At 47.5% G+C, this 26866-nt stretch carries 22 protein-coding genes, 1 tRNA gene and 1 pseudogene; 8 read left to right on the top strand and 16 right to left on the bottom strand.

Translation table 11 applies throughout. The features are described from left to right. Positions 1–388 precede the first annotated feature (388 nt). From hpaI to LPW36_RS03860, 8 genes are all read right to left on the bottom strand, one after another. Positions 389–1201, bottom strand: a complete 813-nt coding sequence (hpaI, locus tag LPW36_RS03895; RefSeq protein WP_276574006.1) for a 4-hydroxy-2-oxoheptanedioate aldolase — start codon at positions 1199–1201, stop codon at positions 389–391. Between the two features lie 16 nt (positions 1202–1217). Beyond that, positions 1218–2021 carry a 2-oxo-hept-4-ene-1,7-dioate hydratase gene (hpaH, locus tag LPW36_RS03890; RefSeq protein ID WP_230608158.1) on the bottom strand — a complete coding sequence of 268 codons (804 nt, stop codon included), beginning with the start codon at positions 2019–2021 and terminating at the stop codon, positions 1218–1220. A gap of 14 nt (positions 2022–2035) precedes the next feature. Continuing rightward, the gene (locus LPW36_RS03885; RefSeq protein WP_276574005.1) at positions 2036–3487 is read right to left on the bottom strand and encodes an NAD-dependent succinate-semialdehyde dehydrogenase; all 1452 of its coding nucleotides are present in this window, start codon (positions 3485–3487) and stop codon (positions 2036–2038) included. Further along, positions 3484–3876, bottom strand: a complete 393-nt coding sequence (locus tag LPW36_RS03880; protein WP_230608157.1) for a 5-carboxymethyl-2-hydroxymuconate Delta-isomerase — start codon at positions 3874–3876, stop codon at positions 3484–3486. The genes LPW36_RS03885 and LPW36_RS03880 overlap by 4 nt, the downstream gene beginning before the upstream one ends. A 29-nt stretch (positions 3877–3905) precedes the next feature. Continuing rightward, positions 3906–4781 (bottom strand): 3,4-dihydroxyphenylacetate 2,3-dioxygenase, encoded by an 876-nt coding sequence (hpaD, locus tag LPW36_RS03875; protein ID WP_230608156.1) that lies wholly within the window; start codon positions 4779–4781, stop codon positions 3906–3908. Between the two features lie 114 nt (positions 4782–4895). Further along, complete coding sequence (gene hpaE / locus LPW36_RS03870) at positions 4896–6362, bottom strand: 5-carboxymethyl-2-hydroxymuconate semialdehyde dehydrogenase (RefSeq protein WP_230608155.1); 1467 nt, start codon at positions 6360–6362, stop codon at positions 4896–4898. Next, positions 6353–7123, bottom strand: coding sequence for a fumarylacetoacetate hydrolase family protein (locus tag LPW36_RS03865; RefSeq protein ID WP_230608154.1), 771 nt, complete (start codon positions 7121–7123; stop codon positions 6353–6355). Before LPW36_RS03865 ends, hpaE begins: the two co-directional genes overlap by 10 nt. Then, complete coding sequence (locus tag LPW36_RS03860; protein WP_230608153.1) at positions 7120–7755, bottom strand: fumarylacetoacetate hydrolase family protein; 636 nt, start codon at positions 7753–7755, stop codon at positions 7120–7122. Before LPW36_RS03860 ends, LPW36_RS03865 begins: the two co-directional genes overlap by 4 nt. A 403-nt stretch (positions 7756–8158) precedes the next feature. On the opposite strand from LPW36_RS03860, the gene hpaR reads away from it, so the two are divergent. Next, a complete protein-coding gene (gene hpaR, locus LPW36_RS03855; protein WP_140920942.1) occupies positions 8159–8611 on the top strand; it encodes a homoprotocatechuate degradation operon regulator HpaR in 453 nt (150 codons plus the stop codon). Positions 8612–8937: 326 nt separating this feature from the next. On the opposite strand, the gene LPW36_RS03850 is transcribed toward hpaR, so the two are convergent. Continuing rightward, positions 8938–10953 carry an LTA synthase family protein gene (locus tag LPW36_RS03850; protein ID WP_230608152.1) on the bottom strand — a complete coding sequence of 672 codons (2016 nt, stop codon included), beginning with the start codon at positions 10951–10953 and terminating at the stop codon, positions 8938–8940. Between the two features lie 294 nt (positions 10954–11247). On the opposite strand from LPW36_RS03850, the gene prfB reads away from it, so the two are divergent. The 5 genes from prfB to LPW36_RS03825 all read left to right on the top strand — a co-directional run bounded on the left by prfB (position 11248) and on the right by LPW36_RS03825 (position 15847). After that, positions 11248–12346 (top strand): peptide chain release factor 2 gene (gene prfB, locus LPW36_RS03845; RefSeq protein ID WP_230608151.1). Its coding sequence is split into 2 segments (ribosomal slippage): positions 11248–11322 and positions 11324–12346, totalling 1098 coding nucleotides; the frame shifts between segments, so codons are not numbered across the junction. 17 nt (positions 12347–12363) lie between these two features. Next, on the top strand, positions 12364–13887 hold the full coding sequence (gene lysS / locus LPW36_RS03840) for a lysine--tRNA ligase (protein WP_230608150.1): 1524 nt from the start codon (positions 12364–12366) through the stop codon (positions 13885–13887). A 260-nt stretch (positions 13888–14147) separates the two neighbouring features. Then, the gene (locus LPW36_RS03835; RefSeq protein ID WP_230608149.1) at positions 14148–14819 is read left to right on the top strand and encodes a CsgG/HfaB family protein; all 672 of its coding nucleotides are present in this window, start codon (positions 14148–14150) and stop codon (positions 14817–14819) included. 18 nt (positions 14820–14837) lie between these two features. Further along, entirely contained in the window at positions 14838–15194 is a 357-nt protein-coding gene (locus tag LPW36_RS03830) for a DUF4810 domain-containing protein (protein ID WP_230608148.1), read from the top strand. Next, the gene (locus LPW36_RS03825) at positions 15191–15847 is read left to right on the top strand and encodes a DUF799 domain-containing protein (RefSeq protein ID WP_230608147.1); all 657 of its coding nucleotides are present in this window, start codon (positions 15191–15193) and stop codon (positions 15845–15847) included. The genes LPW36_RS03830 and LPW36_RS03825 overlap by 4 nt, the downstream gene beginning before the upstream one ends. 168 nt (positions 15848–16015) lie before the next feature. Here LPW36_RS03825 and focA read toward each other — a convergent pair. Next, a pseudogene (focA, locus tag LPW36_RS03820) lies at positions 16016–16858 on the bottom strand (formate transporter FocA); the annotation flags it as partial. A 524-nt stretch (positions 16859–17382) separates the two neighbouring features. Between focA and dps the strand changes: the two are divergent. Continuing rightward, positions 17383–17889: a DNA starvation/stationary phase protection protein Dps gene (gene dps / locus LPW36_RS03815; RefSeq protein ID WP_230608146.1), complete on the top strand. Its 507-nt coding sequence runs from the start codon at positions 17383–17385 to the stop codon at positions 17887–17889. A gap of 241 nt (positions 17890–18130) precedes the next feature. Here the strand turns inward: dps and LPW36_RS03810 are convergent, their stop codons facing one another. The 5 genes from LPW36_RS03810 to LPW36_RS03790 all read right to left on the bottom strand — a co-directional run bounded on the left by LPW36_RS03810 (position 18131) and on the right by LPW36_RS03790 (position 24485). Then, complete coding sequence (locus LPW36_RS03810; protein ID WP_230608145.1) at positions 18131–19045, bottom strand: LysR family transcriptional regulator; 915 nt, start codon at positions 19043–19045, stop codon at positions 18131–18133. Positions 19046–19462: 417 nt separating this feature from the next. Next, positions 19463–20674, bottom strand: coding sequence for an acetyl-CoA C-acetyltransferase (locus LPW36_RS03805; RefSeq protein WP_230608144.1), 1212 nt, complete (start codon positions 20672–20674; stop codon positions 19463–19465). A gap of 19 nt (positions 20675–20693) precedes the next feature. Next, positions 20694–21425 carry a 3-oxoacyl-ACP reductase FabG gene (fabG, locus tag LPW36_RS03800; protein WP_230608143.1) on the bottom strand — a complete coding sequence of 244 codons (732 nt, stop codon included), beginning with the start codon at positions 21423–21425 and terminating at the stop codon, positions 20694–20696. An 81-nt stretch (positions 21426–21506) separates the two neighbouring features. Beyond that, entirely contained in the window at positions 21507–23063 is a 1557-nt protein-coding gene (locus LPW36_RS03795; RefSeq protein ID WP_230608142.1) for an acyl CoA:acetate/3-ketoacid CoA transferase, read from the bottom strand. 30 nt (positions 23064–23093) lie between these two features. Then, positions 23094–24485 carry a GntP family permease gene (locus LPW36_RS03790; RefSeq protein WP_230608141.1) on the bottom strand — a complete coding sequence of 464 codons (1392 nt, stop codon included), beginning with the start codon at positions 24483–24485 and terminating at the stop codon, positions 23094–23096. Between the two features lie 731 nt (positions 24486–25216). On the opposite strand from LPW36_RS03790, the gene LPW36_RS03785 reads away from it, so the two are divergent. Beyond that, positions 25217–25290 (top strand) — tRNA-Gly (locus LPW36_RS03785). Between the two features lie 333 nt (positions 25291–25623). Here the strand turns inward: LPW36_RS03785 and apgM are convergent. Next, on the bottom strand, positions 25624–26865 hold the full coding sequence (gene apgM / locus LPW36_RS03780; RefSeq protein ID WP_230608140.1) for a 2,3-bisphosphoglycerate-independent phosphoglycerate mutase: 1242 nt from the start codon (positions 26863–26865) through the stop codon (positions 25624–25626). Position 26866: the final 1 nt, after the last annotated feature.

Genomic DNA, 26866 nt, shown 5'->3' with positions numbered 1-26866 from the left:
TGTGGTGGTGAGTATTAGCTTCGGTGGATATTTGTATCTTAAACAGTGTGATGACAAGCTATCATCACACTCCGGCCGTAAAGGCTAATGTGCACATATCGCCGTTGTGCTCGGCCGGTAAACCCTATGTACTTAGCTTTTGTGAGCGTCGGGCCTAGGTTGCCTACGGGCTGTTACAAAACACCTTCGGTGTTTTGCCCTTCGGGCCAGCGCTAGCGCTGTTCAAACAGGCTTCGCCTGTTTGTCGTTGGCTTACGCCAAGTCGACCCCCACGGCACCCTCTCCCTCCGATTAGCTTCGTTAATAAAACCAAAAGGATGATTTTTTCTCTTTAATTAGTTTTATTAGTAATGCCGAAGGACGGCTTTACTTGTTGTTCACCTACTTTCTAATAAACACTACTTGTACTGTTTGTTTCCGGTGTTGCTGTCTGTTCAGCGGTTTGTTGGAACTGTTTTGCCAGTGATTCGGCGGCTTTGCTGAGTAAGGTGGTGTCAACGCCGACGGCGACGAACAGGGCTCCCAGTGACAGGTAGTGACGGGCCATTTTTTGGTCGGCCATCAGGATGCCGGGCGCTTTTCCGGCGCTGATGATTTGGCGGATGGCGTGCTCAATGGCCTGTTGTACTTCCGGGTGGTTTGGCTGGCCGGGGAGTCCCATGTCGGCGGAGAGGTCCGCAGGGCCAATGAATACCCCGTCAATGCCTTCAATCCGGAGTATGTCCGGTAAATTGACTAACCCACGGCGGGTTTCAATTTGTACCAGTACGCACATTTCACTGTCGGCTTTTTGTAAATAGTCAGGGATGCGGTTCCAGCGTGAGGCTCTGGCCAGTGCGCTACCGACTCCCCGAATGCCATTGGGTGGATAACGGGTGGATTGAACCGCCAGCCGGGCCTCTTCTGCACTTTGCACCATCGGTAACAGCAGAGTTTGCGCGCCGATATCCAACAGCTGTTTCACTTTTACCGAATCGTTCCACGGCGGGCGAACCACCGGCTGGGAGGCGTAAGGGGCAACCGCCTGTAGCTGGCTTAAAATGGTTTGCAGATCGTTAGGGGCGTGTTCACCATCGATCAACAACCAGTCAAATCCGGAACCGGCCAGCAGTTCTGCGCTGTAGGGGCTGCACAGGCCGAGCCATAAGCCAATCTGCGGTTTTTTCTCTGCCAGTGCGCGTTTAAAGTGATTAATCGGCATTTCCATGATGTTCTCCTTAGACAAACCGGCAACTGATAGCGCCCATTGAACCGTAGTCCACATGGAAAGTATCACCCGGACGGGCAGGTACCGGGCGCGTGAAAGATCCGCCCAGGATCACCTGTCCGGCTTCCAGTTGAACGCCATAAGGGTGGAGTTTATTGGCCAGCCAGGCCACGCCGTTAGCCGGGTGGTTTAGTACTGCGGCGGCGACGCCCGACTCTTCAATTACGCCATTGCGATACAACAGAGCGCTGATCCAGCGTAGATCCAGTGCATCAGGTTTGATTGGCCGCCCGCCCATCACCACGCCAGCATTGGCAGCGTTATCGGAGATGGTGTCAAACACCTTACGTGGCCGCTGGGTTTCCGGATCGATGTTGTGGCAGCGAGCATCAATGATCTCCAATGCCGGAATGATGTAGTCGGTGGCGTTATACACATCGAAAATGGTGCAGTTCGGGCCCGTGAGCGGTTTCGCCAGAATAAAAGCTAACTCCACTTCAATACGCGGCACGATAAAGCGATCCGCTGGAATATCGCTGCCATCGTCGAAGAACATGTCGTCCAGCAAAGTGCCGTAGTCCGGCTCACTGATTTGCGAGCTGTATTGCATGGCTTTTGATGTCAGGCCAATTTTGTGACCTTTCATCTGACGACCCTCTTCGATTTTGAGTTTTACCCAGGTGCGCTGAATGGCATAAGCATCTTCCAGCGTGATATCCGGGTTTTGCAGCGAGATCTGTTGGATCTGCTGTCGGTCTTTCTCCGCCTGGTTGAGTTGCCGGGCCATGCGCATAATGGTGTCTTGATTTAACATATTGATTTCTCACTTCAGTCCAGGCTGCCAAAACAGAGATACTTAATCTCCATATAGTCTTCAATACCGTGCCGGGAGCCTTCTCGTCCCAGACCCGACTGTTTAATGCCGCCAAACGGAGCCGATTCATTGGAGATTGCACCTTCGTTTATTCCCACCATGCCGCACTCCAGCGCCTCTGCTACCCGGATAATTCGGCCAATATCCCGTGAGTAGAAGTAGGCAGCCAAACCGGACTCTGTCTGGTTTGCTAACTGAATCGCCTGCTGTTCGGTATGGAATCGAATTAACGGCGCTACCGGGCCAAAGGTCTCCTCATTGGCGATCAGCATGTTCTCAGTCACCCCGGTCAATACCGTTGGTTGGAAGAAGAACCCGTCTTGACGGTACGGTTGACCGCCGGTAAGAACCCGGGCGCCATGCTGTTTGGCATCATCAATGTGGGATTGAACTTTGGCCACGGCAGCGGCGTTGATAAGCGGACCTTGCTGAAATTCGCCTTCCAGCGCAGGACCAGCCTGTAATGTGGCAACAGCTTTAGCCAGTTTTTGGCTAAAGGCGTCATACACCGAGTCCTGAACCAGCAGACGGTTGGCACAGACGCAGGTTTGACCGCTGTTGCGAAATTTAGCGGTTAGCGCACCGGTAACGGCAGCGTCGAGATCGGCATCATCGAATACGATAAACGGCGCATTGCCCCCCAGCTCCAGCGACACTTTTTTCACCGTACTGGCGCACAGGGCCATCAATAATTTTCCGACGTGGGTAGAACCAGTGAAAGAGAGTTTGCGTACCACCGGGCTTTGAGTCAGCGCTCTGCCTATGGCTACCGCATCAGTACCGGTTACTACATTAAATACACCGTCAGGAATGCCGGCTTTTTGGGCCAGCGCCGCCAGAATTAATGCTGACAGCGGTGTTTCCGGTGCCGGTTTTAATACCACAGTACAGCCAGCCGCCAGCGCCGGAGCCACTTTGCGGGTGATCATGGCGTTAGGAAAGTTCCATGGGGTAATGGCTGCCACTACGCCGATAGGCTGTTTAATGGTGATAATACGGCGGCCGGGAAGAGGCGAAGGAATGGTCTCCCCATAGGTGCGTTTACCCTCTTCGGCAAACCATTCGATAAAGCTGGCGCCATACAGAATCTCGCCCCGGGATTCTGCCAGCGGCTTTCCCTGTTCAAGGCTGAGTAGTCTTGCCAGAGGTTCCTGCTGCTCAACTATTAATTGGTACCAGGTTTGCAGGTACTGACTACGCTGTTTGGCGGTGAGTTTTTGCCAGGCAGGCAGGGCCTGACGAGCGGCATCGATGGCTTCCAGCGTTTCAGACTCACCCAGATTACTGACGTGAGCAATCACTTCACCGTTAGCCGGGTTATTTACCGGATAGGTGGATTTATCCTGCGCATCGCACCACTGTCCGTTAATAAATGCCTGACGATAAATCACTTCCGGTAACATCATGCGGCACCCCCGTTAAAAAGGGCGTGAACGTTATTCTGCTTAAAGTTAAGTTCAGCGTCGAGCTCGATCATCTCAAATGAGATCGCGAGATAACGTTCCGTCATTAAAGAGGAAAAATGCTGTTTGATTAACGCAAATAGGGATTCAGCCACCTGTTTACGGCTTTCTGCACTACGCCCGTGTCCGATTTTTAATGTCATATGTACAAAGGCGTAATCGTGGGCGCCATCAGCCATCTGCCAGGTATCTAACCAGATAGCGCGGCTGCGGATCCCGGACAGAGGGAATATCCCTGTTGCGGCCAAATGTTGATTAACCTTGGCGAACAGCGCAGGTAACTGAGCAGAATCACGTATGTTGTCCGTACATTCAGCATAAAAGTGTGGCATATCGCCTCCGGTTTCAGAAAATGACGTAATCAGGCAGCGGCCCGGGAATTGATATCATCCGGCAGTGGGAAGATGGCATTAACCTGCCCGGTGCCGGAGCTTGGGAACAGCTCGGTGACAAACTCCACTTTGCCGTCGTATTTATCCCAGCCCAACAGGCCTAACAGCATCACGGTGTCGTGCATATTGCCTTCGCCAAAGCAGTATTGAGCGTATTCCGGCAGCATGGCGCAGAACTCTTTAAAACGACCCTCTTTCCACAGCTTGACCACGCGCTCATCCATCTGACGGTCGAATTCACGGGTATAGCTGTGCATGCCTTCTTCGGCACGGCGGTCATCAATAAAGCGGTGAGAGAGGGAGCCGCTGGCCAGCACGGCGACGGTACCGTCATACTTCTTAATGGCGTTAAGAATGGCTTCACCCATACGGCGGCTGTCTTCAAAGTTATGAACGGTACAGAACGCAGAAATGGAGATCACTTTGAAATGTTTGTCTTCATTCATATAGCGCATAGGGACCAGCGTGCCGTATTCCAGATTCAGACTGGGAATATCATGAGCCTGAGCACGAACCCCCAGATTACGGGCTTCATCCGCAATCATTTGGCCCAGATCCGGGTTACCGTCGTAATCGAAAGTGATGTCGCGAATAAAGTGCGGCAGTTCGTTACTGGTATAAATGCCCTTGAAACTTTTAGTACAGTTGATGTGATAGGCGCTGTTTACCAGCCAGTGGGTATCAAATACGATAATGGTATCGACCCCCAGCTCACGGCAGCGTTTGCCGATCTCTTTATGACCGTCGATGGCTGCCTGACGGCACCCGTAATTTTTCCCCGGAAATTCTGATAAATACATCGAGGGGACGTGTGTTGTTTTAGCTGCTAACGCTAACTTACCCATATGTTCCTCACTTGATGCCCGCGATGGGGCATCACAATAATGGTCGATGATCGGGAGCACTCAGGCTCCGGTACGAGTTACGCTTAGTAATAACAACTGCCAGGGATATACCCCTTAAACACCCCAACGTGGGATGTGATGATCGCCGAATGAGATACAGACGTTTTTCATTTCGGCAAACACTTCAAAACTGTATTCACCGCCTTCACGTCCGGTACCTGAGGCTTTGATTCCGCCGAATGGCTGGCGTAGATCCCTTACGTTTTGGGTGTTAACAAACACCATGCCTGCTTCAATGCTGCGTGACAGGCGAAGTATCTTGCTGATGTCCTGAGTCCAGATGTAGGAAGCTAATCCGTACTCCACGTCGTTAGCCATGCGCAGGCCATCTTCTTCGCTGTCGAATGGAATCAGGCAGGCAACCGGTCCGAAGATCTCTTCTTGCGCCACGCGCATTCTGTTATCCACGTCTGCCAGTACGGTAGGGCGCAGGAAGTGACCTCCGCGCAGGTGTTCCGAAAGATCGGTTGGTTTATCCGGTCCACCGGCCAGCAGGGTTGCTCCTTCTTCAATACCCAGGCGGATATAGCCGGAGACCTTGTCCCAGTGCTGCTGGCTGATTAGTGAACCAAGCTGAGTATTCAGATCCTGCGGATCGCCTACTTTCAGACGGTTAGCCCGCTCGGCAAAACGTTTTATAAACTCAGGATAGATACTGCGCTGAACAAAGATGCGCGAGCCTGCGGTGCAACGCTCTCCATTAATGGAGAAGATGGTAAACAGCGAGGCATCCAGCGCCCGTTCAATGTCGGCATCTTCAAAAACCAGTACCGGTGATTTACCACCCAGTTCCATGGAGTATTTTTTCAGTCCGGCACTTTCCATAATCTTGCGTCCGGTCAGGGTGCCACCGGTAAAAGAGACGGAGCGAACGTCATGATGACGCACCAGTGCATCACCGGCGGTAGCGCCATAGCCCTGAACCACGTTCAGCACTCCGGCGGGGATACCGGCCTCCAGCGCCAGTTCGCCAAGGAAATTGGCGGTAAGGGGAGACAGTTCGGACATTTTCAGCACCGCGGTATTACCCAGCGCCAGACAAGGGGCAACTTTCCAGGTAGCGGTCATAAAGGGCACGTTCCACGGGGAAACCAGAGCACAAACCCCAACCGGTTGAACTAGGGTATAGTTGAGCATCTTGTCGTCTACCGGATAGGTTCGGCCATCCATGCGTTGGCAAACTTCGGCAAAGAACTCAAAGTTATGGGATGCTCGAGGGATCAATACATTTTGCGTTTGGTGTAGCGGCAGACCGGTATCCGCCGTTTCCATTTGGGCGATTTTGGGCACGTTTTCCGCAATTAAATCACCCAGGCGGCGCATCAGGCGAGCGCGCTCTTTCATTGGCAGATTAGCCCATTTAGGGAAAGCAACTTTGGCTGCTTCAACCGCCTGATGAATTTCTGCTTCTCCGCCGGAAGCGACATCAGCTAACACTTCGCCGGTAGCCGGGTTCAGGGTTTGGAAGGTCTCTTTACTTGAAACACGTTTGCCATTAATCCAGTGGTTAATCATTTGCATGACAGGGTTTCCTCATATTCAGTTTCACTTACAATCCGGTTGATTAGGCGTCCTACACCTTCTACTTCCACAATCACTTCATCACCGGGCACCACATCGGAGAGGCCTTTTGGCGTGCCGGTGGAAATCATGTCCCCCGGTTGTAGCGTCATAAACTGGCTCAGGTAAGCGATCAGAAAGGGAATATCGAAAATCAGATCTTTGGTGGATCCTTTCTGGCGCAGTTCGCCGTTGACCTGAGTGGTAAGCGTCAGGTTATGCGGATCGGCAACGTCTTCTTTGTCCACAATCCATGGGCCAAGGGGCGTCAGGGTATCGCGGCTTTTTACCCGCAGATTAGGGCGGTAGTAATTCTCCAGATAATCGCGAATGGCATAGTCATTACATACCGTGTAGCCGCCTACATATTCCATGGCTTTTTCACGGCTGACGTTGCGGGCGGTTTTACCGATCACCACCACCAGCTCTGATTCGTAGTGCATGTAATCGACATTATCCGGACGCACGCTCACCTGCTGGTGGCCGGTCAGGGTATTGGAGGCTTTAATAAAGATCAGCGGTTCTTCCGGCGCTTTAAATTCCAGCTCGGCAGCATGGTCGGCATAGTTCAGGCCTAACGCAAACAGCGTGCCGTCGGCTGGTGGTAACCACTCAAAGCTGCCTGCGGCAAGCAGGGTTCCGTCTGCCAACACCGCCCGCTCCCGATCGTCGATCGTGACCTGATAAGGCTGGTTCTGATATTGAATACGGGCGTGTCTCATACAGCAGCTCCTTGTTGCATCACGATATTAGTTAATTCAGGCATTCCTTCGGCACGAACGGTGATTCGGTCTCCCGGATGAATTCTGGCGCGTTGATGAGGAGTACCGATCAGAATCTTGTCGCCCGGTTGCAGTGTGGCAAAATCACTCAGCGCAGCCACCAGTTCATAAGCCGAGCGTTGAAGGTCGGTGGTATTCCAGCGGTCAACCTCACTGCCGTTAACTTCGGTAAAAATGGTTAATTGCTCAGGGTTAATACCCGCAACGGTTTCACCAATCGGGCAGAAGCCATCACAGCATTTGGCTTTAATCGCCGGACGATAGAAGCTGGTTTCCGGCAGGCTGATGTCGTTAGCCAGTGCGTAACCAGCGATATAGGCCAGCGCTTCGCCAATCGGAACTTTACGTGCAGTTTTACCAATCACGACCGCCAGCGTGGCACCGCTCAATACTTCTGGCTCACCCGATGGATAAGGGATAGGAGCCAGAGGTCCAATTTGAGTGTTGTGCGGCTTAATAAACCATACCGGAGTTTTAGGCAGCGCCTGATAGGGCGGCTGCCGAAATGCACTGCTCCAGACCGCAAGCTGACTTTTATGATTCAGGGCTACTGCAAACACATTGTTCTTCATGAACGTCATCCTCGGTTGCAAATTATTTTCATCCGATTACCCCACATAAGATAATCGTTAATATATTAATGATATCTATTTATACCCATGTCTCATGGCGATCAAATAAAGATTTAAATATTGTGATATAAGTAACAATTTATTTACAAATAATTGATATTTATTTTATTTATCAATTAAATAAAATGTTAAATATTGATTGAGTGATTCAGCTTTTGTTTTTATCATTAATATTTAATTGAATTTTTACTGCAGAGATTTGGTTAAATGGTTAATATGGCTGGAAAAGCATCCTTCAGGATGGTGGTGAAACCCATTTGGGCGTGTTGAATTGAAATGAATATCTGGTTTACATGCCATACTGATGTGAGTTATCTGAAGTTTAATTGAGAGTGAAATATTTATGCATGAGTCTCTGACCATTGCCCTGTTGCAAGCGCGTGAAGCCGCAATGGGCTTTTTTCGTCCGATCCTGAATGAATATAATCTGACGGAGCAGCAGTGGCGTATCATCCGGGTACTGGCAGAAATGCACTCCTGTGATTTTCACCTTCTGGCAAAACAAACCTGCATTCTGCGGCCCAGTCTGACAGGAATTTTGTCGCGTATGGAACGCGATGGCTTGATCATTCGCCTTAAACCCCTCAACGATCAGCGCAAACTCTACGTCTCGCTAACCGATAAAGGTCATCAGGTCTACCAGCAGGCAAAAGAACACATCGAAAAAGGCTATCGTCAGATTGAAAGCAGCTTCTCCGAAGAAAAACTGGGAGAACTCATGGTGCTTCTGGAGCGATTTATCGCGGTAGTGGATAACGGGAATAGTGAACAGATTGCTGAAAAATCAGTGAATTAAATGCTGATAAATAGCGTTTAGATAACTTTCTGGATGAGAGGCTAAGTATTTACTGGGGAGAGTAACCAATCGGCGGGCGAGGCCGCCGTTGGGGTCGTAGCAGCTTTAGCTGCCGGACAAACAGGCAAAGCCTGTTTGAACAGCGCCCAGGCGGACCTGGCCCGACATGCACTGAAACTAAGTACAGACGGTCTTCCGGTCGAGTTCAAAGCTAATATAAACACTTTAAATTTTACGACCGGAATATTCATTGAGGCCAATTTATCAGGTTTGTTGCAGTTCAGTACGACACATTAGAGGCTATACCGAACGAATAGACTTCCCGACTATGGCTGTTTATGCACCTGCCTGTTCAACTGCCATAACAGCAAATCCGTAAACCCACTCCAGCGGTTAAATTGCTTCTGTTGTTCCGGGGTCATGGCTTGAGGTTCACCCAATAGCAGACCCTTATCAGAAGCCCAGGGGCGATACTCGCCTTTATCCGTCAGAAGATAAGCGCCCTGTGGTGTAATAACCGCCTCCGGGTTATAGCCCTGACACCAGATATCATCCAGATGTTCTGCCAGCAGGTTACAGCCGGTTTTATAATAAGGGGTATCGGACAGGCTCAGTTGATACAGCGTTGGCCAGATATCCTTATGACTCCCAACGCGTGCCGCATCAAAATGGCTCTGTTGACGATAGGCTTGTGGAACATACAAATAGAAGGGTACTCCGTGCCCCAGTACTCGCTCATGTGTATCAGGGTAGCCGATGCCGCGAATATTGTGGTCACCGGTGGCAGCGATAATGGTACGGGCTCCCAGCGGCTGTAATTTTACCCAACTGATAAATTGCCCCAACTGATCGTTAGTGTAGCGCAGGGTCTGCATTACTTCGTCAAGGGTAGCGCCGGTTGCCAGATTGCTCAGACGCTGCTTTTCTTCGTCGCTGAGAGTTATTTGGGTTTTTTGATAACCATTCGGCGTTTTATAAGGAGGATGGTGGGTGGTGGACATGGACATAATCAGTACATGCTCCCCTTTTTTATCCGCTTCTGCCAGGCGCTCTTCAATATAGCGGAACATAAACTCATCCGGCACGCCCCAGGTACCTAACTGCGCCTCAGGATAGCGTTTTTTCAGGCCGTTTTGCTCCATAAATTCGCTAACCCCAAGATGGGAAAGAAACTGATTGAGGTTACGCCATGAACCATTGCCGGAAGTCACGAAAATTACTTTATAGCCGTTAGCTAACCAGGGCTTAAACATATTGCTGGCAAAGTCGAGGGACTGGGCGCTGGACTGGGTGATACCGCTCATCGGACTGCGCACGAAAAAGCGGCTTAAGCTATCGATAGTACCATCACCTTCAGAGATAAAGCGTTCAAAACGCCAGTCGCTGGTCCAGTGCTGTTTTAATGCTCCAAACAGATCGCGGTCCGGTCGATCGTAACTTTCAAGGTAATAGCCCATGCTTTCCATGACGGCGAAAACCACATTAGGCGGCGTTTGCTTCGCTACCAGGTTAACATCGGTTTTTGCCATAAAGGGTGCCAGCCCGGCAGGGGTTGGCTTATCCAGAAAGCGACTGAGCAGTTCCTGACCTTGTTGATCGGTGGCTTCGGCAAAATGGTTATTTTCACTGCGGGCTTTAAACGCCCAGCTAAGGGCTATCAGTCCGTTAGGCGTTAGCATATTTAACATTTTGAGTTCGGAAACCTGCGAATCTGACTGACGCAGAGGGAAGGTACCAACGGAACCGCGCATTCCAACAAAACCAATAGCCAGAATCAGCAGCGTAGATAATGCACCCATCGGCAGACCGGCACGACGTTCCGGCTTTGCACTCAGCCGCCGCTGCCAGCGGCGATAAAGCCAGAAAACCAACAGCGCAAACAGCCCCAATCCCAACAGGCCGCGAATGACCGGATAGTCCTGCCACATAGTCGCCAATACCGCCGTGGTATCGTCTTCAATTAAGCCAAAGACAAAAATATCAATAGCCCGATCGTAGGTGGCGTAATAAAAGATATTGCCAACGGTGATCGTCATTACCAGCGTGCTGAACAATGTTGCCAGCCAGGGCCAGAAACGCTGCCAGAAATGAAAGCTGCGCGGACTGATGGCCAGCAAGACGGCAATCAGCAGACAGGGAACAAACAGCAGACTGGCGGTCCGAATATCAAACAGACCGCCAACCCAAAACATCCGTGTTACATCAGAATCGAAACCCGCCAGAATTTCGTTCGAACCGTAAGCTGATAGCAAATAAATTCTGCCAGCGGTTTGAGTTAATACCGCCAATAGCCAGGGCAATAAAAGCGCGACAAAAGCTTGTCGAAATCTGAAAAACCACATAATGCCTTCTTTCTGGTAAACAAACTGGAACAGACACATTCGTTAGCCGGGTAGTGTACGAGATTTATCAGCCTAATTTGAATAGAGAATGATAATAATAGGTTACTGAAGATGAAATTGTGCGCTAACTTTTCCCACACATCTTCTTCTTTCTACACATTCAGGCCATTATTCACCCGCAAGATGTATAAAAAGCCCCTGTTTCAGCTATATTCCGCAGCGCAGATCCGATAGAATTACTCGTTTATGATAAAAATCCTGTCAACGTATACGACGTAATGGTAAGTACAAATCATGTTTGAAATTAATCCGGTAAAAAACCAGATCCAGGACCTGTCCGAGCGGACAGCAGTTCTTCGGGGGTATCTTTGACTATGATGCCAGGAAAGAACGTCTGGAAGAGGTCAATGCAGAACTAGAACAGCCTGATGTCTGGAATGAGCCTGAGCGTGCGCAGGCACTCGGCAAAGAACGTTCTTCCCTTGAAGCTATCGTAGATACCATCGATCAAATTGAACAAGGTGTTGAAGATGTCTCCGGACTGCTGGAACTGGCAGTGGAAGAGAACGATCAGGACACTTTTAATGAGACGGTTGAAGAAGTAAACCTGCTGGAAGAAAAATTAGCCCAATTAGAATTCCGCCGTATGTTCTCCGGCGAATATGACAGTGCCGACTGTTATATTGATATTCAGGCTGGTTCTGGCGGTACGGAAGCTCAGGACTGGGCCAGCATGTTGGTACGGATGTACCTGCGCTGGGCCGAAGCCAAAGGCTTTAAAACGGAAATGATTGAAGAGTCTGATGGTGATGTTGCCGGCACCAAATCTGCCACCATTAAAGTGATTGGTGATTATGCTTATGGCTGGCTACGTACCGAAACCGGCGTTCATCGTTTAGTCCGTAAGAGTCCGTTTGACTCCGGTGGTCGTCGCCATACCTCATTCAGTTCTGCCTTCGTCTATCCGGAAGTTGACGATGACATTGATATTGAAATCAACCCGGCGGATTTGCGCATTGACGTATACCGCGCGTCCGGTGCCGGTGGTCAGCACGTTAACAAAACCGAATCTGCGGTACGTATTACCCATATGCCGACCAATATTGTGGTGCAGTGCCAGAATGACCGCTCTCAGCATAAGAACAAAGATCAGGCTATGCGACAGCTGAAGGCTAAGTTGTATGAGTATGAAATGCAAAAGAAAAATGCGGACAAGCAGGTAATGGAAGAGAACAAATCGGATATCGGATGGGGTAGCCAGATTCGTTCTTATGTACTGGATGATTCACGCATTAAAGATTTACGTACCGGTGTTGAAACCCGTAATACTCAGGCCGTATTAGATGGCGACCTGGACAGATTTATTGAAGCAAGCTTAAAAGCTGGGCTATAAAAAAGGATAGAACAGAAATGTCTGAGCAACCTCAAGAGCATGATGCAGCGCAATCCATTGCGGAACTGAATAACGAGCTACAGGCTCGTCGTGAGAAGTTAGCTGCCCTGCGCGAGCAGGGAAATCCGTTCCCCAACGATTTTCGTCGTGATGTTACATCCGACAAGCTACACGCAGAATATGATGATAAAGAAAACGAAGAGCTGGAAGCATTAGGCCTGGAAGTGGCGATTGCCGGTCGTATGATGACCCGCCGCATCATGGGTAAAGCGTCGTTTGCGACATTACAGGATGCAGGTGGTCGCATTCAGATTTATGTTTCCCGTGACGATCTGCCGGAAGGCATCTATAACGAGCAGTTTAAAAAATGGGATCTGGGGGATATTATCTCTGCCCGCGGTAAACTGTTTAAAACAAAAACCGGTGAGCTGTCGGTTCACTGTCATGAAGTTCGTCTGTTAACGAAAGCATTACGCCCGCTGCCGGATAAATTCCACGGCCTGGCGGATCAGGAAACTCGCTATCGCCAGCGCTATTTAGATTTGATCACCAATGATGATTCTCGTCGTACTTTTGTGATTCGCTCTAAAATTATGGCGGCTATCCGTAATTTCATGGTGAAACGTGACTTTATGGAAGTAGAAACCCCAATGATGCAGGTGATCCCGGGCGGTGCTTCTGCGCGTCCATTTATTACCCATCACAATGCGCTGGATATCGATATGTATCTGCGTATTGCGCCGGAGCTGTATCTGAAGCGTCTGGTGGTAGGGGGTTTTGAGCGGGTGTTCGAAATTAACCGTAACTTCCGTAACGAAGGGGTTTCTCCACGTCATAACCCTGAATTCACCATGATTGAGCTGTATATGGCCTATGCCGATTATAAAGACTTAATTGTGCTGACTGAAGATCTGTTCCGCACCCTGACTCAGGAAGTGCTGGGTACCACCACGGTGGAATATGGCGATCAAACCTTTGATTTTGGTAAGCCATTTACCAAAATGACCATGAAAGAGGCGATTGGCCACTACCGTCCGGAGACTAACCTTGCCGATTTAGATGATATGGATAAAGCGAAAGTTATTGCGCAATCTTTAGGCATTAAAGTTGAGAAGAGCTGGGGTCTGGGCCGCATTCAGTGCGAAATCTTTGAAGAAACCGCTGAAAGTCACCTGATCCAACCAACCTTCATCACTGAGTACCCGGCAGAAGTCTCACCATTAGCCCGTCGTAATGATGATAATCCGTTTATTACCGACCGCTTTGAGTTCTTTATCGGCGGTCGTGAAATCGGTAACGGCTTCTCCGAGCTGAATGATGCTGAAGATCAGGCGCAGCGCTTTGCCGATCAGGTTAGCCAGAAAGATGCCGGTGATGACGAAGCGATGTTCTATGATGAAGACTATGTTACGGCGCTGGAGCATGGTTTACCGCCAACGGCTGGTTTAGGCATTGGTATTGACCGTATGGTGATGTTGTTAACCAACAGCCACACTATTCGTGACGTTATCCTGTTCCCGGCGATGCGTCCGGTGAAATAGCCAAAATTTTACATAGATACTCAGGGGAAGCGTTGTCTTCCCTTTTTTTTGTACCAATCTCCATTAGTGGATAAAAAACATTTTATTATAGATATTATATAATTAAGTGTATTTTTTTTAAAAAATTATTTATGATTGGCAAGTTCAGCGGTGAATAAGTGAACACCTTATCCATTATGTTGTCAGAATGTAGCCATAGTGTATCAATATTATGGATTGGTTTGTAACTTAACTCTATGTAAACAAAGGATTATCTTTTCATGATGAAGAAAATAGTATTAGGGATGGGCGTTAGTGCCATGGTGTTACTGGGCGGATGCGCAACCGAATCTTCTCGTAGTGTTGAAGTACCAAAAGTTGCTTCTTATAACACCAGTTATCAGGGTGAACGTAGCCCGATCTCCGTTGGTAAGTTTGATAACCGTTCCAACTATATGAATGGCGTGTTCTCGGATGGTGTTGACCGTCTGGGAAATCAGTCAAAAACAATCCTTATTACTCATCTGCAGCAAACCGGGCGCTTTAATGTGTTAGATCGCGCCAATATGGAAGAGATTAAGGGTGAAGCAAAAATAACCGGCAAAAGCCAGCAGCTAAAAGGTGCTGATTATGTGGTTACCGGTGATGTGACCGAATTTGGTCGTAAGGAAGTTGGCGATCGTCAACTGTTTGGTATTTTGGGCCGGGGTAAAACTCAAATCGCTTATGCCAAAGTGAGTCTGAATATTGTCAATGTACGCACTTCTGAAGTGGTTTACTCGGTGCAGGGTGCAGGCGAATACGAGCTGTCTAACCGTGAAGTGGTTGGATTTGGTGGTACGGCCAGCTATGACTCAACGCTGAATGGTAAGGTACTGGATCTGGCTATTCGCGAAGCGGTTAATAATTTGGTTACCGGCATCGAAAATGGTTCCTGGAAACCGGCACAATAATTAAATGGAATAGTCATAATGAAATTAGGGTATAAAGCAGGGTTGCTGCTGGTTGCGGGTATGGTGGGCGGCTGTATGAACGCGCCTAAACCTATCTATAGTTGGGATAATTATCAGGATACTGTTTATGAGTATTACAAACTTGAAACGGGGCCCGAAGAACAGATAGCCGCTTTAAAAGCAGCTATCGAACAGGCTAAAGCCAAAGATCTCCCAGTTCCTCCGGGACTACATGCCCATTTGGGTATGTTATATAGCAATACCGGGCATCCTGAACTTGCCGGAAGTGAGTTTGAAGCAGAGAAGGTGCTGTTTCCTGAATCCGCACCCTTTATGGATTTTCTGCAGAAAAAGTTAAAGGGAGTTAAGAAATGAGACATTTAATCGCATTAACGGGTTTAATGGTGTCTTTACTGCTGGCAGGATGTGCTAAACCTGTTGATTATGATTATTCAGCCTTCCGACAAAGCCAGCCGAAAAGCATTTTAGTGCTGTTGCCTCAAAACTCATCACCGGAAGTGAATGCCAGCCATGGTGTTTTATCTCAGGTAACTTTACCGCTGGCAGAATCGGGATACTATGTCTTCCCGGTTGCGGTGGTGGAAGAGGTATTCAAACAAAACGGCATGACCAATGCCCATGACATTCAGGGTGTGAGTGCTACCAAGCTGAGGGAGATTTTTGCAGCTGATGCCGTGCTCTATCTGGAAGTCACCGATTACGGTAGCTCTTATAAAGTGATTAGCAGTGAGTCACGGGTAACGGTAAGCGGCAAACTGGTAGACCTGAAATCCGGTCAACAGTTATGGAGTGGTTCTGCTACGGCCTCTACGGCGGAAGGAGACTCTGGTAATAATGGCATTTTGGGCATGTTGCTTCAGGCGGCGATTACCCAAATCAGCCATACCATATCCGATAAAAGTTATGAAGTTGCAGGTGTTACCGCCGCGCGTTTACTGTCTGCCGGTAGACCAAGCGGTATTCTCTACGGCCCTCGTTCACCAAAGTATGGTAAAGAAGCCGAGTAACTTTAACGGTTATTATTAATTCTTCGGGCCACGTCTGAGATACAGCGCGGCCCGTTTTTTATGGGTTCAGGCAACTTTGGACTCAGGTGGTGATGAGGGAGAAGCATTACTTTTTTGTTCTAAATGCATCACATTGCTATGGGGTGGTGCATTATCCATAGTCTGTTTTCTCAGATACATAAACCAGAAAGGCAGGCCAACCATCAGTCCCCCCAGAATATTACCAATGGTGACCGGCAGTAGGTTCTTCAGTAAAAAGTTAGCCAGTGTCAGATCGGAAAATTGCTCAGGGGAAACACCTGCGGAAACCCAGAATTCAGGTGCGGCAAAGTTTTTAATTACCATTCCCATCGGAATCATAAACATATTAGCGATACTGTGTTCGAAGCCGCTGGCAACAAACATGGCGATAGGTAGGATCAGGATAAACATTTTATCCATCAGGCTCTTACCCGCATAACTCATCCATACTGCCAGACAGACCATCAGGTTGGCCATCAAACCAAGAAAAACCGCCTGAGTAAAACTATGGTGCAGTTTATATTGTGCGGTATTTAATACGTTTAACCCCCATTGCCCATTGACCGTCGTATGCTGACTGGCAAACCAAATGATCGTCACCAGAAGCAGGGCGCCAAAGAAGTTACCGATATACACATGAGTCCAGTTGGCCATCATTTGACGCAAGCTAATTTTACCACTGGCTTTAGCGACGCTGGTTAAAATGGTGGAGGTGAACAGGTCAACACCGCAGGCAACGACTAACATTAGTCCCAGTGAAAAGCAGGCACCACCTAAAAATTTGGCCCACCCGTAGGGGGCACTGGCAGTTCCGGTTGTGGCAGTGATATAGAAGACAAAAGCGATAGAGATAAATAAGCCTGCAAGAATGGCAGAAATATAAACTTGGCTCAGTGGTTTATTGGTTTTATAAATACCGGCATTTTCTGCAATTTTGGCCATTTCCGGGGCGGAAAGGCAACTGACGCCGTCTGTATGAGTATTATCCATAATGTGTACTCTCTTAGTTATTTACATTAACCGTAGATAGCCGGATATTTGGTCATGTCTTTTAGTTATCTGACTATCTGCACATTTAGGCTGTTAAGTGACTGGTGTCGAAATTGAAACCATAACAATGATAAGCAAGCATTTTTTATGCCATAATCGATAGTATTTTAATTAATTGAAAGATAAAGAATAAATTTTTAGCCAGAGAAGGATTGGGGCTGATTCAGCATAAGTGTCGACAATAATATGACGTCATTAGTGTGGGTAGATGAGGGATTTGTATTTGAATAAAGAGGTTTATTTATATATCAACAATATTTTGATCGTTATTAATTTGTTAAATGAGAATCGCTCGTATATAGTAATAGTTATCAAGTTTGGCTGAAAATGATATTTATTTCCCTTTACCACAGTAGCCTATATCTATAATAGGCATATTCTATCTGTAATATCCCCTCAGAGTGCTATACTGAACGCATATTAATTAGATACTCCAATGTTAAAAAACGATGAGGACACGGACAATGAGTACAGTTAAATCATTAAAAGCAAAAGAGTCGAAATTAGCTTTCACACGCATTGATATCAAAGAAAGTGTAAAATTATCCTCAATTAAAGCTTTAAATCATATGGTCGCTCAACTGGCCGATTTAGCACTGATTACTAAGCAAGCGCACTGGAATATGAAAGGTATTAACTTCATCAGTGCTCATGAAATGATCGACGGTTTTCGTGATGTGCTGCTGGCCCATCAGGATACTTTTGCAGAGCGCGTGGTTCAGTTTGGTGGTACCGCAATGGGGACTTTACAGGCGGTAGCAGTAGCCACTACGCTGAAGGCTTATCCAACGGATATTTACACCGTTAAAGACCATCTGACCGCGTTGGCTGACCGCTATGCGGTTGTGGCGAATGAAATGCGTAAAGCAATTACCGAAGCAGAAGATGAAGACGTTGCCGATATGTTTACTGCGGCCTCCCGCGATCTGGATAAGTTCGTGTGGTTTATTGAAGCCCATCTGGCAGAATAATTAATCGTAATAAGATAAATAATAAACCCCTTCTGATAGCAATATCAGAAGGGGTTTTGTTGTATATAAAATTAAAATATATTAAATCTTTCTTTTATTGTTTTTAATCATATTTATGATTAAAGTCGAACCGGGAAATAATTATTTCTGTGTCGGAATGGTTATTGCCTGGAGCCATTTTATTATCAAAGCTAAATAATAAAATACCGCCTCTTTTATTCCGGGGCGGTATGAATTGCTATTATTTCTTTTTTTCTGATAAACGTTTTTCAAGGCTGCTAATTAGATAATCTTTAAATAACGATAGTCTGGCCGGATAGTGTTCACGTCGCTTGTAGTAGAGATTAATATCAAAAGTACTGGCCATATAGTTCTCCAGAATACTGACCAGATGCCCCTGACGAATATCCTCTTCCACTAAAGATTTGGGCAGATAGGCAATACCTGCGTGATTAAGGGCCAATCGTTTGAGGATCTCTGAGTTATCGCACTCAAAAAAGTTCGGAATATTATAGATACTGACTTTGCCATTAAGGAAGAATTGCCATTTGTTACCACCGACCAGACTCTTGGAATACAGACAGCGATGGGTAGCTAAATCCTCTGGACTTTGCGGAGCGGGGTGCTGGCTTAAGTAGCGCGATGAGGCAACGGTGACCAGCGGTTCACTGACTAAGCGTTTACGCACATCAGAAGAGTCATGGTCAATCTTTCCTTTGTAGCTGGCCTGAGCGCGAATGGAGAAGTCGACTTCGTCCACCAGATTAACCGGAAATGGGTTAATAAACAGCTTCACCTTAATTTTAGGGTACTCAATCAGGAAGTTAGAGATGATATCCACCAAATGTTCAGTGGCAAACAGCGGAGTGGAAGCAATACGAATCAGGCCAATATAGTCATTGCCGGTGCTCATGACTTCTTCGATCATTTCACGGGCTTCCCGCGCCAGTGGTTCAAACTTCTCATAAAGGTGCATACCGGTTTGAGAAGGAGATACCCGACGCGTGGAGCGTTTTAACAGGCTGACTCCCATCTCTTTTTCCAACTCGGCAACCCAACGGCTGGCGGCTGAAACTGAAATATTAAACTCCTCTGCCGCTTTGCTTAGTGAGCCCGACTTAACCACGGCACAAAAGAAGATAATTTTATCCAGCATGACGATACTCCCACTTTATCGTTTTTCATTGTTGTTATATTCGCCACGTTATTTGAAGCAAAACTACAGGTTTGGAACAATCTACGCTGGCTGGCGGTAAAAATAATCTATCCCTTAAACGGGACATGAGTCCCAATAGTATATTTTACGATCTCTTATTGTGCAGGTCGCTCTGAGCGCTCACAAAATGGGAGGATAGGTAGGTTCTGTCTATTCAGAGGGAAATAAAAAAAACCTCCTGAACTAATGTACAAGAGGTCAGATTACACGTTAAAGCTAATTGAATCGCTCTTCCGGCCGGGAACTTGGGTGATATGCCCACATAGTCATTACGGCCGAAATATCCACTGAAATTGAATCAGACAAACAACAATCTCACCCCAAAAAAATTCAGCGGTGAGGCATTCGCCGATAAAATCAGAGATTCTTAATCACGATAGCCACACCCATACCGCCACCAATACAGAGCGAAGCCAGGCCATACTGATTATGGCGACGCTTCATTTCATGTATCAGAGAAACGGTAATACGACCACCGCTGGCACCCAGTGGATGACCAAGGGCAATAGCGCCACCGTTCACATTGGTATGAGGTAACAGCGATTCCACGCTACAGCCGTGCTCTTGCGACAGTTCACGTAAAACCCCCAGAGACTGGGCAGCAAAGGCTTCGTTCAGTTCAATTAACTGCATATCCTGTAAACGCATACCGGCATTTTTGAGCGCTTTGCTAATTGCCGGTACCGGGCCAAGGCCCATCACTTTAGGATCGACACCGGCCTGGGCGTAAGAGACGATCTCAGCAATAGGCTTCAGGCCATACTTCTCTACCGCTTTTTCACTGGCAACAATCAGCGCACAGGCACTGTCATTCAGGCCGGAAGCATTAGCGGCGGTGACGGTTCCACCCTCTTTTTTAAAGGCAGTACGCAGCTTTTCCATATCCGCCAGCGTGGTGAAAGGCTTGATGTATTCGTCGGTATCAAAGGTGACCGGGCCTTTACGCCCCGGAACCATCACCGGCACGATTTCATCACGGAATTTGCCTTGTTCCTGAGCTGCACCGGCTTTTTGCTGGCTGGCCAGCGCAAAGTCATCCTGCTCCTGACGGCTGATATGATGTTTTTCAGCGATGTTTTCAGCGGTAACGCCCATATGGATCGGGTTCATGGCATCCATTAAACCGTCAATCAGCATGGAGTCTTCCAGCGTCATATTGCCCATCTTCACGCCGTTACGTATTTTTCCCGGCATCAGGAATGGGGCGGAGGACATATTTTCCATACCGGCCGCCATCACCAGATCTGCATCTCCGGCTTTAATATGCGAGGCAGCATCCATAATGGTTTTCATACCGCTGCCGCACAGCATGTTCAGCGTATAGGCCGGAACAGAATCCGGTACACCTGCTTTTAATGCCGCCTGACGGCCCGGGCCTTGGCCCTGACCAGCGCTTAACACATTACCGACAATCACTTCGTCCAGCCATTCTGGTTTAATGCCTGATTTTTCCAGCGTTTTTTGCATCACTTGCGCAGCAATATCGCTTGCCGGTAATGAGGATAAGGTTCCGCAGAAGCTGCCGATTGCCGCGCGCTGGGCGGCAACAATGTATACTTTATTTGTCATATATCACCTTCTAATGCGCTTACAGCGTTAATCCACCGTCAATTTTCAGAACCTGACCGGTAATAAATTTGGCTTTTTCAGACGCCAGGAACAGAACCCCTTCAGCAATATCTTCTGCGGTGGCCATACGGCCCAGTGGGGTTTTGTTATTGATGCTTTCCAGCACTTTTTCCGGCAGATCTTTGGTCATTGGGGTTTCGGTAAAGCCCGGCGCTACGCAGTTAGCGCGAATTTGTGCCCCTTTACGGGCGAACTCTTTAGCCCAGCCTTTTGTCATGGCAATAACGCCGCCTTTTGTGGCTGCATAGTTGCTTTGACCAATGTTGCCATCGGTACCCACGATAGAAGACATGGTGATGATTGAGCCTTTGCCGTTTTCGGTCATCAGTGCCACGATGGCCTGTGTCATATTGAACACGCCCTTCAGGTTGACATTAAGCACGGCATCCCAGTCATCTTCGGTCATTTTACCGATCATGGCATCACGGGTGATACCGGCATTGTTAACCAGAACGTCGATTTGGCCGAATTCGGCTTTTACGGCATCAACAAAAGCGGCGATAGCCGGGCGATCGCACACATTCAGTTTGGCCGGGCGTACATTTGGGTATTGGTTTTCCAGTGATTTCAGCTCTTGCTCGTTCATATCAACGGCAAAAATCATTTTGGCACCGGCTTGTGAAAATTTCTTCACGATTTCCAGACCAATTCCGCGACCAGCGCCAGTGACCACACAAATTTTGTTTAACATAACTTTTCTCCAGTTGAGCATAGACGTAAATAATTTGGTTAATTACCGCGCCCGGTGATAAGCGGCGCGGTAATTGGGGTGTTATTTCAGCGTTAAACCAATAGGGCGGTCGTGGAAAATGGCTTCATCCATAGTTTTCAGATTCGGGCTGATTTGTGGAACGAATTCCATCTTGCCGAGAATGTCTTTTTCCAGATCGATACCCGGTGCAATTTCCGTTAGTTCTAATCCCTGTGGGGTCAGACGGAATACTGCACGTTCGGTGATATACAGCACCGGTTTGTGGTTTTCGTTGGCGGTTTTCGCCGAGAAGGTGATTTGCTGAACTTTGTCGATAAATTTGCTGATATCGCCATCTTTATTGATAGTGAGTTTGCCGTCACCAACCTGAATATCAAATTTTCCAGCGGTAAAGGTGCCACAAAAGAACACCGCTTTAGCGTTTTGGGTGATATTGATGAATCCACCGCAGCCGGGAATTTTGGTACCAAAACGGGACACGTTAAGGTCGCCGGTTTTATCGCACTCCGCCAGACCAAGGAATGCCTGATCGATGCCGCCACCGTCATAAAAGTCAAACTGCTGATCCTGAGTAATGATCGCTTCCGGGTTAGCGGAAGCTCCAAAGCTTAAGCCACCGGCAGGCGTACCGCCAATGGCACCCGGCTCAACGGTCAGGTTCATCGCGCCTGCCTGTCCTTCTTCGGCGACAACGGCGGAGATATATTCCGGCAGACCAATACCCAGATTCATGATGGCTCCGCGCTTCAGCTCCTGAGCGGCACGACGGGCAACGACTTTTTTAGCATCCAGTTTTACTGGCTCAACGGCTTTTTCTACTTTTGGCGTCAGGCGGCAGTAAGCATCATTTTGCTGTTCAGCGAAGGTCTGCATATGTTCTGCCGGGTTATCAACGACCACTACCATATCCACCAGAATGCCGGGAATACGGACCTGTTGCGGCTCAAGGGTTCCCGCCTTGACCTTACGTTTTACCTGTACCACAACCCGACCACCGTTATTTTTTACCATTTGGGCCGCTGCCAGGTTTTCCACAAACAGGCATTCGTCTTCCATGGTGATATTGCCGTTTTCATCGGCGGTAGTACCGCGCAGCAGCGCAACGTTGGCGTCTAAACGTTTGTAGAACAGATACTCTTTATTATGGATGGTGATAACTTCGACCCAATCCTCTTTGGTGGACTTATTGATCTTTCCGCCTTCAATACGCGGGTCAACAAACGTTCCCAGCCCGACATGGCTGAGTGTGCCCGGTTTACCTGCGGCGGTATCACGCATCAGGTGGGCGATAATGCCCTGTGGCAAGTTATAACCGGTGATTTTTTCTTCATTAGCCAGTTTTTGCAGCTTAGGAATTAAGCCCCAGTGGCCACCGATAACGAAAGAGACCAAACCCTCTTCCGACAGATTGTTTACCGCTCTTTCTGCTGAATCACCCTGACCTGCGGCGAAGTAGAGGGACAAATTACGTGGATGTCCCTCCCGCTTAAAGCGAGAACCAACGGCTTTTTCCAGCGCTTCGGGTACTACCGCGCCGATAAAACCACCAAGTACCAGCCTGTCCCCATCCTGAATGGATTGGGCAAACTCATCCAGAGATACAAATTGAGCAGCCATTTTTATACTTCCTTAGCAATCAGCTAAAAATCAAACTAATCCGGTCATGTAATAAACGCCGATGACGAAAAACACCGCCAGAGTCTTAATGCAGGTCACGGCAAAAATATCTTTATAGGACTCTTTATGGGTCAGGCCGGTAACGGCTAACAGCGTGATAACCGCGCCGTTATGGGGCAGGGTATCCATACCGCCACTGGCCATTGCGACCACGCGGTGTAGTACTTCAGGGCTGATTCCTGCGGCCTGAGTTGCTGCCAGTAACTGATCTCCCATGGCGGCCAGAGCAATACTCATACCGCCGGAGGCCGAACCGGTAACCCCGGCCAGTGATGTTACGGTAACGGCAGCATTAACTAATGGGTTAGGAATACTGGTTAACGCATCACGAATAATCATAAAGCCTGGCAGTGCGGCGATAACGGCACCAAAACCATATTCTGATGCGGTGTTGACCGAGGCCAGCATGGCACCACCAATGGCGACTTTCGTGCCTTCAGCAAAGTTCTTACGCACCACATTAAATGCCGTACAAAGAACGAAAATAATACCCAACAGCAGCGCTGCTTCTACCGCCCAAATACCAACGATGGAAGGCACTTTGGTGACCAATGGGCTTTTCAAGCCTGGCAGTGAGACGATGTGTTCTGCGCCATACCATTTGGGTATCAGTTTGGTAAAGACCATATTGGCTACGCCAATCAGGATCAGCGGCGTAATAGCCAACCAAGGTGAAGGTAGGTCGCTGGTATCTACCGGCGCTGGCTCATTTAGCAGATTAGTACCATAGCCTTCCCCTTTACGAATGGCAGTGCGTAAACGCCAGTTCAGATAAGCCATACCAATACAGAAGACAAATACCGCACCAATACAGCCCAGTATCGGTGCCGCTAAGGTTGTCGTACCAAAGAAAGTGGTAGGAATGATGTTCTGAATTTGTGGCGTGCCGGGTAGGGCATCCATAGTAAATGAGAATGCCCCCAGTGCCACAGCACCGGGAATTAACCGTTTGGGTAGATTTCCTTGTCTGAACATCTCAGCGGCGAACGGATAAACAGCGAATACCACAACGAACAGTGAAACGCCGCCGTAGGTCAGCAGAGCACAAACGATCACGATAACCATAATGGCGCGTTCACGTCCGATCCACTTGATAACGGCGGCAACAATTGATTTAGAAAATCCGGAGAGTTCTATCACCTTACCGAAAACAGCACCCAGCAGGAACACCGGGAAGTAGAGTTTAATAAAGCCCACCATCTTATCCATAAACAGCCCGGAGAAGACAGGAGCAACGGCGGCAGGTTGGGTGAGAAGAACGGCACCGAGAGCAGCGATGGGTGCCATCAGAATAACGCTATATCCGCGATAGGCTGCGAACATTAGAAAACACAGGGCACCGAGAACAATGATGAAATCCATCGTTAAGTTACTCCTAAGGTTTAGTGCGGTTAGAAGATGTTTTTATTTTTAATTTTTTATTTATACGCTCAGGATCCTATTTTCCTGATGTTTGAATTGAGTTTTTCCAACTGATAATTAGCAGGAAAATATTTTATTTATGAGTTTTTTGCTGACTATAAAAATAAGCAAATTTAAATAGTCTGTGGCTGAGGATAATAGTCATCAAAGCGGATGGCGTAAATATAAAAGAATCTTTAACAGGCGGTTTTGGTTAATTGTTAAATTTAACAAACTAATAATATATCAATGAAAATTAATGGCTTATTTTAATGGGTGCTTATGCTGAATCGTTTTTATTTGCATTTTTAGAAAATCATATTTGCAAAAATGAAATTAGAATCTAACGGGATAATACCCCTTTTTTTATTAGGGTAATGTGGTGGAATAATGTATTAATGGATTGGTATTACCAATTCACAATAAAGGTTTTTTTATTATTTGATGGGGTTCACATTATTGGCTTTTTTTAAATGATGAATGAAAGTTTAAATGTTTTTTAAATAAATTTAAGGTGGTTAATATGGTTTTTTATTTTTTGTATGGGGTCGGGGTATATAAAGGGAAATGGTGTGGTGTTTTGTTTAGCTGTTGTTTTGCTATGGAGCATCAACAGACTAGTTTTGTTGGTAAATTTTACTTTTATCTGCCGTGATTTGCGGTTTATAATCATGCGGCAATTATTCCTCCTGGCGGGTGTAGTTCAATGGTAGAACGAGAGCTTCCCAAGCTCTATACGAGAGTTCGATTCTCTTCACCCGCTCCAAACTATTTCTTAAGCATTGTGACATATTGAATCCGAAGGGATATGGCTTTATGCCTCCTCGCAGAGTTACTAACTGTAACCCTGACAGGGTATATGGACACCTGTTTTATTCTCAGGCTAGCACCTATTTATATCAGCGTAACGGCGTCTATTACTTCCGTATTAGAGTCTATAAGCCGTATCAATTCTATCTCATTGAGAACCAAGGATAGACGTTTGGCTACTTCCGGCCGTCCTTCCCTTAAGACAATCCTGACACTGCTGAGATGAATATAAACATAGATTACAGGTAGAAGTCCTAATATTACTATTAAGACTTCTACCTAATCATCATTAACTTCCTTGTTTATGGCTATATCCCATATAGTCAAAGATCGTATTGATAAAACAGGTTCCGGTTAGCCTTTTTAAACTTCCTTCTGCACAAGCAATTTCATCATAAGTAAGAACGTGATCCCTGCGAATATCTTTGCCATAGATAGCGACGGGCACTGGTTCTCCCGTATGTTCTTGAACTTCACAAGGTGTTGAGTGGTCAGCTACAAGCGCAAAGTAGGTATATTCCGGTAGTTGGTCAAGTATTGCTCCAACCATTCGATCGTAACATTCGATAGCTTCAATTTTCTCAAAAGGGAGATTATCATGCCCGGCAAGATCAGTGGCTTTAATATGCACAAACACCAGATCATTTTGCTCTATTGCCTTCAACGCCATTTCTGCTTTCAATGCAAAGTCAGTATTCAAATTAGCTGTAAAGCGAACATCCGTTTTGATGTCAAACCCCGTTAACTTAGCTACGCCAAGTACCGTAGTCTCACCAGCAATACAGCACCCTCTAAATCCCTGACGTTGTGGAGTAGACGCGATTTTTTTGAAGTTGCCCGCACCTCTGGTTAAAACAAAGTTTGCTGCAAGTTTTCCTTGGGCTGTACGGCGCAAGTTCGTTGGGTGGGCATCCAGAATTGCATGGCTTTTCACCAAAAATTCATTAAGCAATCTGGCCGTATTTTGCGCTGAAGGTGTGTTATCTGTAGGTGTTACTTCCAGATAGCGTTTGTTCTGATGTGGTTCTTTTGGGTCTGAGTCAGTAATTTTATCGCTCAGGTCAGAACCTCTCAAAATTAATACCGCACGATGCTCTGTAGCTGGTCTGAAATAGGCTGTGACATCATTACCCAGTTTCATTCCAGATATTGACCGGGCCAATTCCTCAGTACTTTCACTAATCCTCCCTGCCCGACGGTCTATCACTACCCCCTGTTGATCAACTGTTGCAAGATTGCAACGTAAGATAACGTCACCCTCTTGTACGTCCATATCGATACCATAGGCTTCAATAGGGCCTCTTCCTGGATAATCACTTGGGTTTCCTCCAAACAAAATCAAATGCCCCATATCGGTGCCAACAGGAATTCCGGGAGCGAGAAGGTCTACCATTCCACAAATCCCCTGAGCTGCTAGTTTATCCAGGTTAGGTGTGAATGCTTTTTGTAATGGTGTTAAGCCGTTAAGTAGTGGGTTAGGTCTATCTCCTAATCCGTCAGCTATCGCGATAATCGCTTTCTTATAATACATG

Origin of the sequence: Limnobaculum eriocheiris, assembly GCF_021010575.1 — a bacterium.
Classification (GTDB): Bacteria; Pseudomonadota; Gammaproteobacteria; order Enterobacterales; family Enterobacteriaceae; genus Limnobaculum; species Limnobaculum eriocheiris.
This window is presented reverse-complemented; position numbering and strand designations above follow the sequence as displayed.

Coding starts and splice junctions, on each gene's coding strand:
- apgM (WP_230608140.1), bottom strand. CDS start 26,865: ATGTATTATAAGAAAGCGATTATCGCGATAGCTGACGGATTAGGAGAT.
- LPW36_RS03805 (WP_230608144.1), bottom strand. CDS start 20,674: ATGACAAATAAAGTATACATTGTTGCCGCCCAGCGCGCGGCAATCGGC.
- LPW36_RS03830 (WP_230608148.1), top strand. CDS start 14,838: ATGAAATTAGGGTATAAAGCAGGGTTGCTGCTGGTTGCGGGTATGGTG.
- hpaD (WP_230608156.1), bottom strand. CDS start 4,781: ATGGGTAAGTTAGCGTTAGCAGCTAAAACAACACACGTCCCCTCGATG.
- LPW36_RS03885 (WP_276574005.1), bottom strand. CDS start 3,487: ATGATGTTACCGGAAGTGATTTATCGTCAGGCATTTATTAACGGACAG.
- LPW36_RS03835 (WP_230608149.1), top strand. CDS start 14,148: ATGATGAAGAAAATAGTATTAGGGATGGGCGTTAGTGCCATGGTGTTA.
- hpaR (WP_140920942.1), top strand. CDS start 8,159: ATGCATGAGTCTCTGACCATTGCCCTGTTGCAAGCGCGTGAAGCCGCA.
- LPW36_RS03825 (WP_230608147.1), top strand. CDS start 15,191: ATGAGACATTTAATCGCATTAACGGGTTTAATGGTGTCTTTACTGCTG.
- LPW36_RS03790 (WP_230608141.1), bottom strand. CDS start 24,485: ATGGATTTCATCATTGTTCTCGGTGCCCTGTGTTTTCTAATGTTCGCA.
- hpaI (WP_276574006.1), bottom strand. CDS start 1,201: ATGCCGATTAATCACTTTAAACGCGCACTGGCAGAGAAAAAACCGCAG.
- LPW36_RS03880 (WP_230608157.1), bottom strand. CDS start 3,876: ATGCCACACTTTTATGCTGAATGTACGGACAACATACGTGATTCTGCT.
- dps (WP_230608146.1), top strand. CDS start 17,383: ATGAGTACAGTTAAATCATTAAAAGCAAAAGAGTCGAAATTAGCTTTC.
- LPW36_RS03810 (WP_230608145.1), bottom strand. CDS start 19,045: ATGCTGGATAAAATTATCTTCTTTTGTGCCGTGGTTAAGTCGGGCTCA.
- LPW36_RS03850 (WP_230608152.1), bottom strand. CDS start 10,953: ATGTGGTTTTTCAGATTTCGACAAGCTTTTGTCGCGCTTTTATTGCCC.
- fabG (WP_230608143.1), bottom strand. CDS start 21,425: ATGTTAAACAAAATTTGTGTGGTCACTGGCGCTGGTCGCGGAATTGGT.
- LPW36_RS03795 (WP_230608142.1), bottom strand. CDS start 23,063: ATGGCTGCTCAATTTGTATCTCTGGATGAGTTTGCCCAATCCATTCAG.
- LPW36_RS03865 (WP_230608154.1), bottom strand. CDS start 7,123: ATGAGACACGCCCGTATTCAATATCAGAACCAGCCTTATCAGGTCACG.
- hpaE (WP_230608155.1), bottom strand. CDS start 6,362: ATGCAAATGATTAACCACTGGATTAATGGCAAACGTGTTTCAAGTAAA.
- LPW36_RS03860 (WP_230608153.1), bottom strand. CDS start 7,755: ATGAAGAACAATGTGTTTGCAGTAGCCCTGAATCATAAAAGTCAGCTT.
- lysS (WP_230608150.1), top strand. CDS start 12,364: ATGTCTGAGCAACCTCAAGAGCATGATGCAGCGCAATCCATTGCGGAA.
- hpaH (WP_230608158.1), bottom strand. CDS start 2,021: ATGTTAAATCAAGACACCATTATGCGCATGGCCCGGCAACTCAACCAG.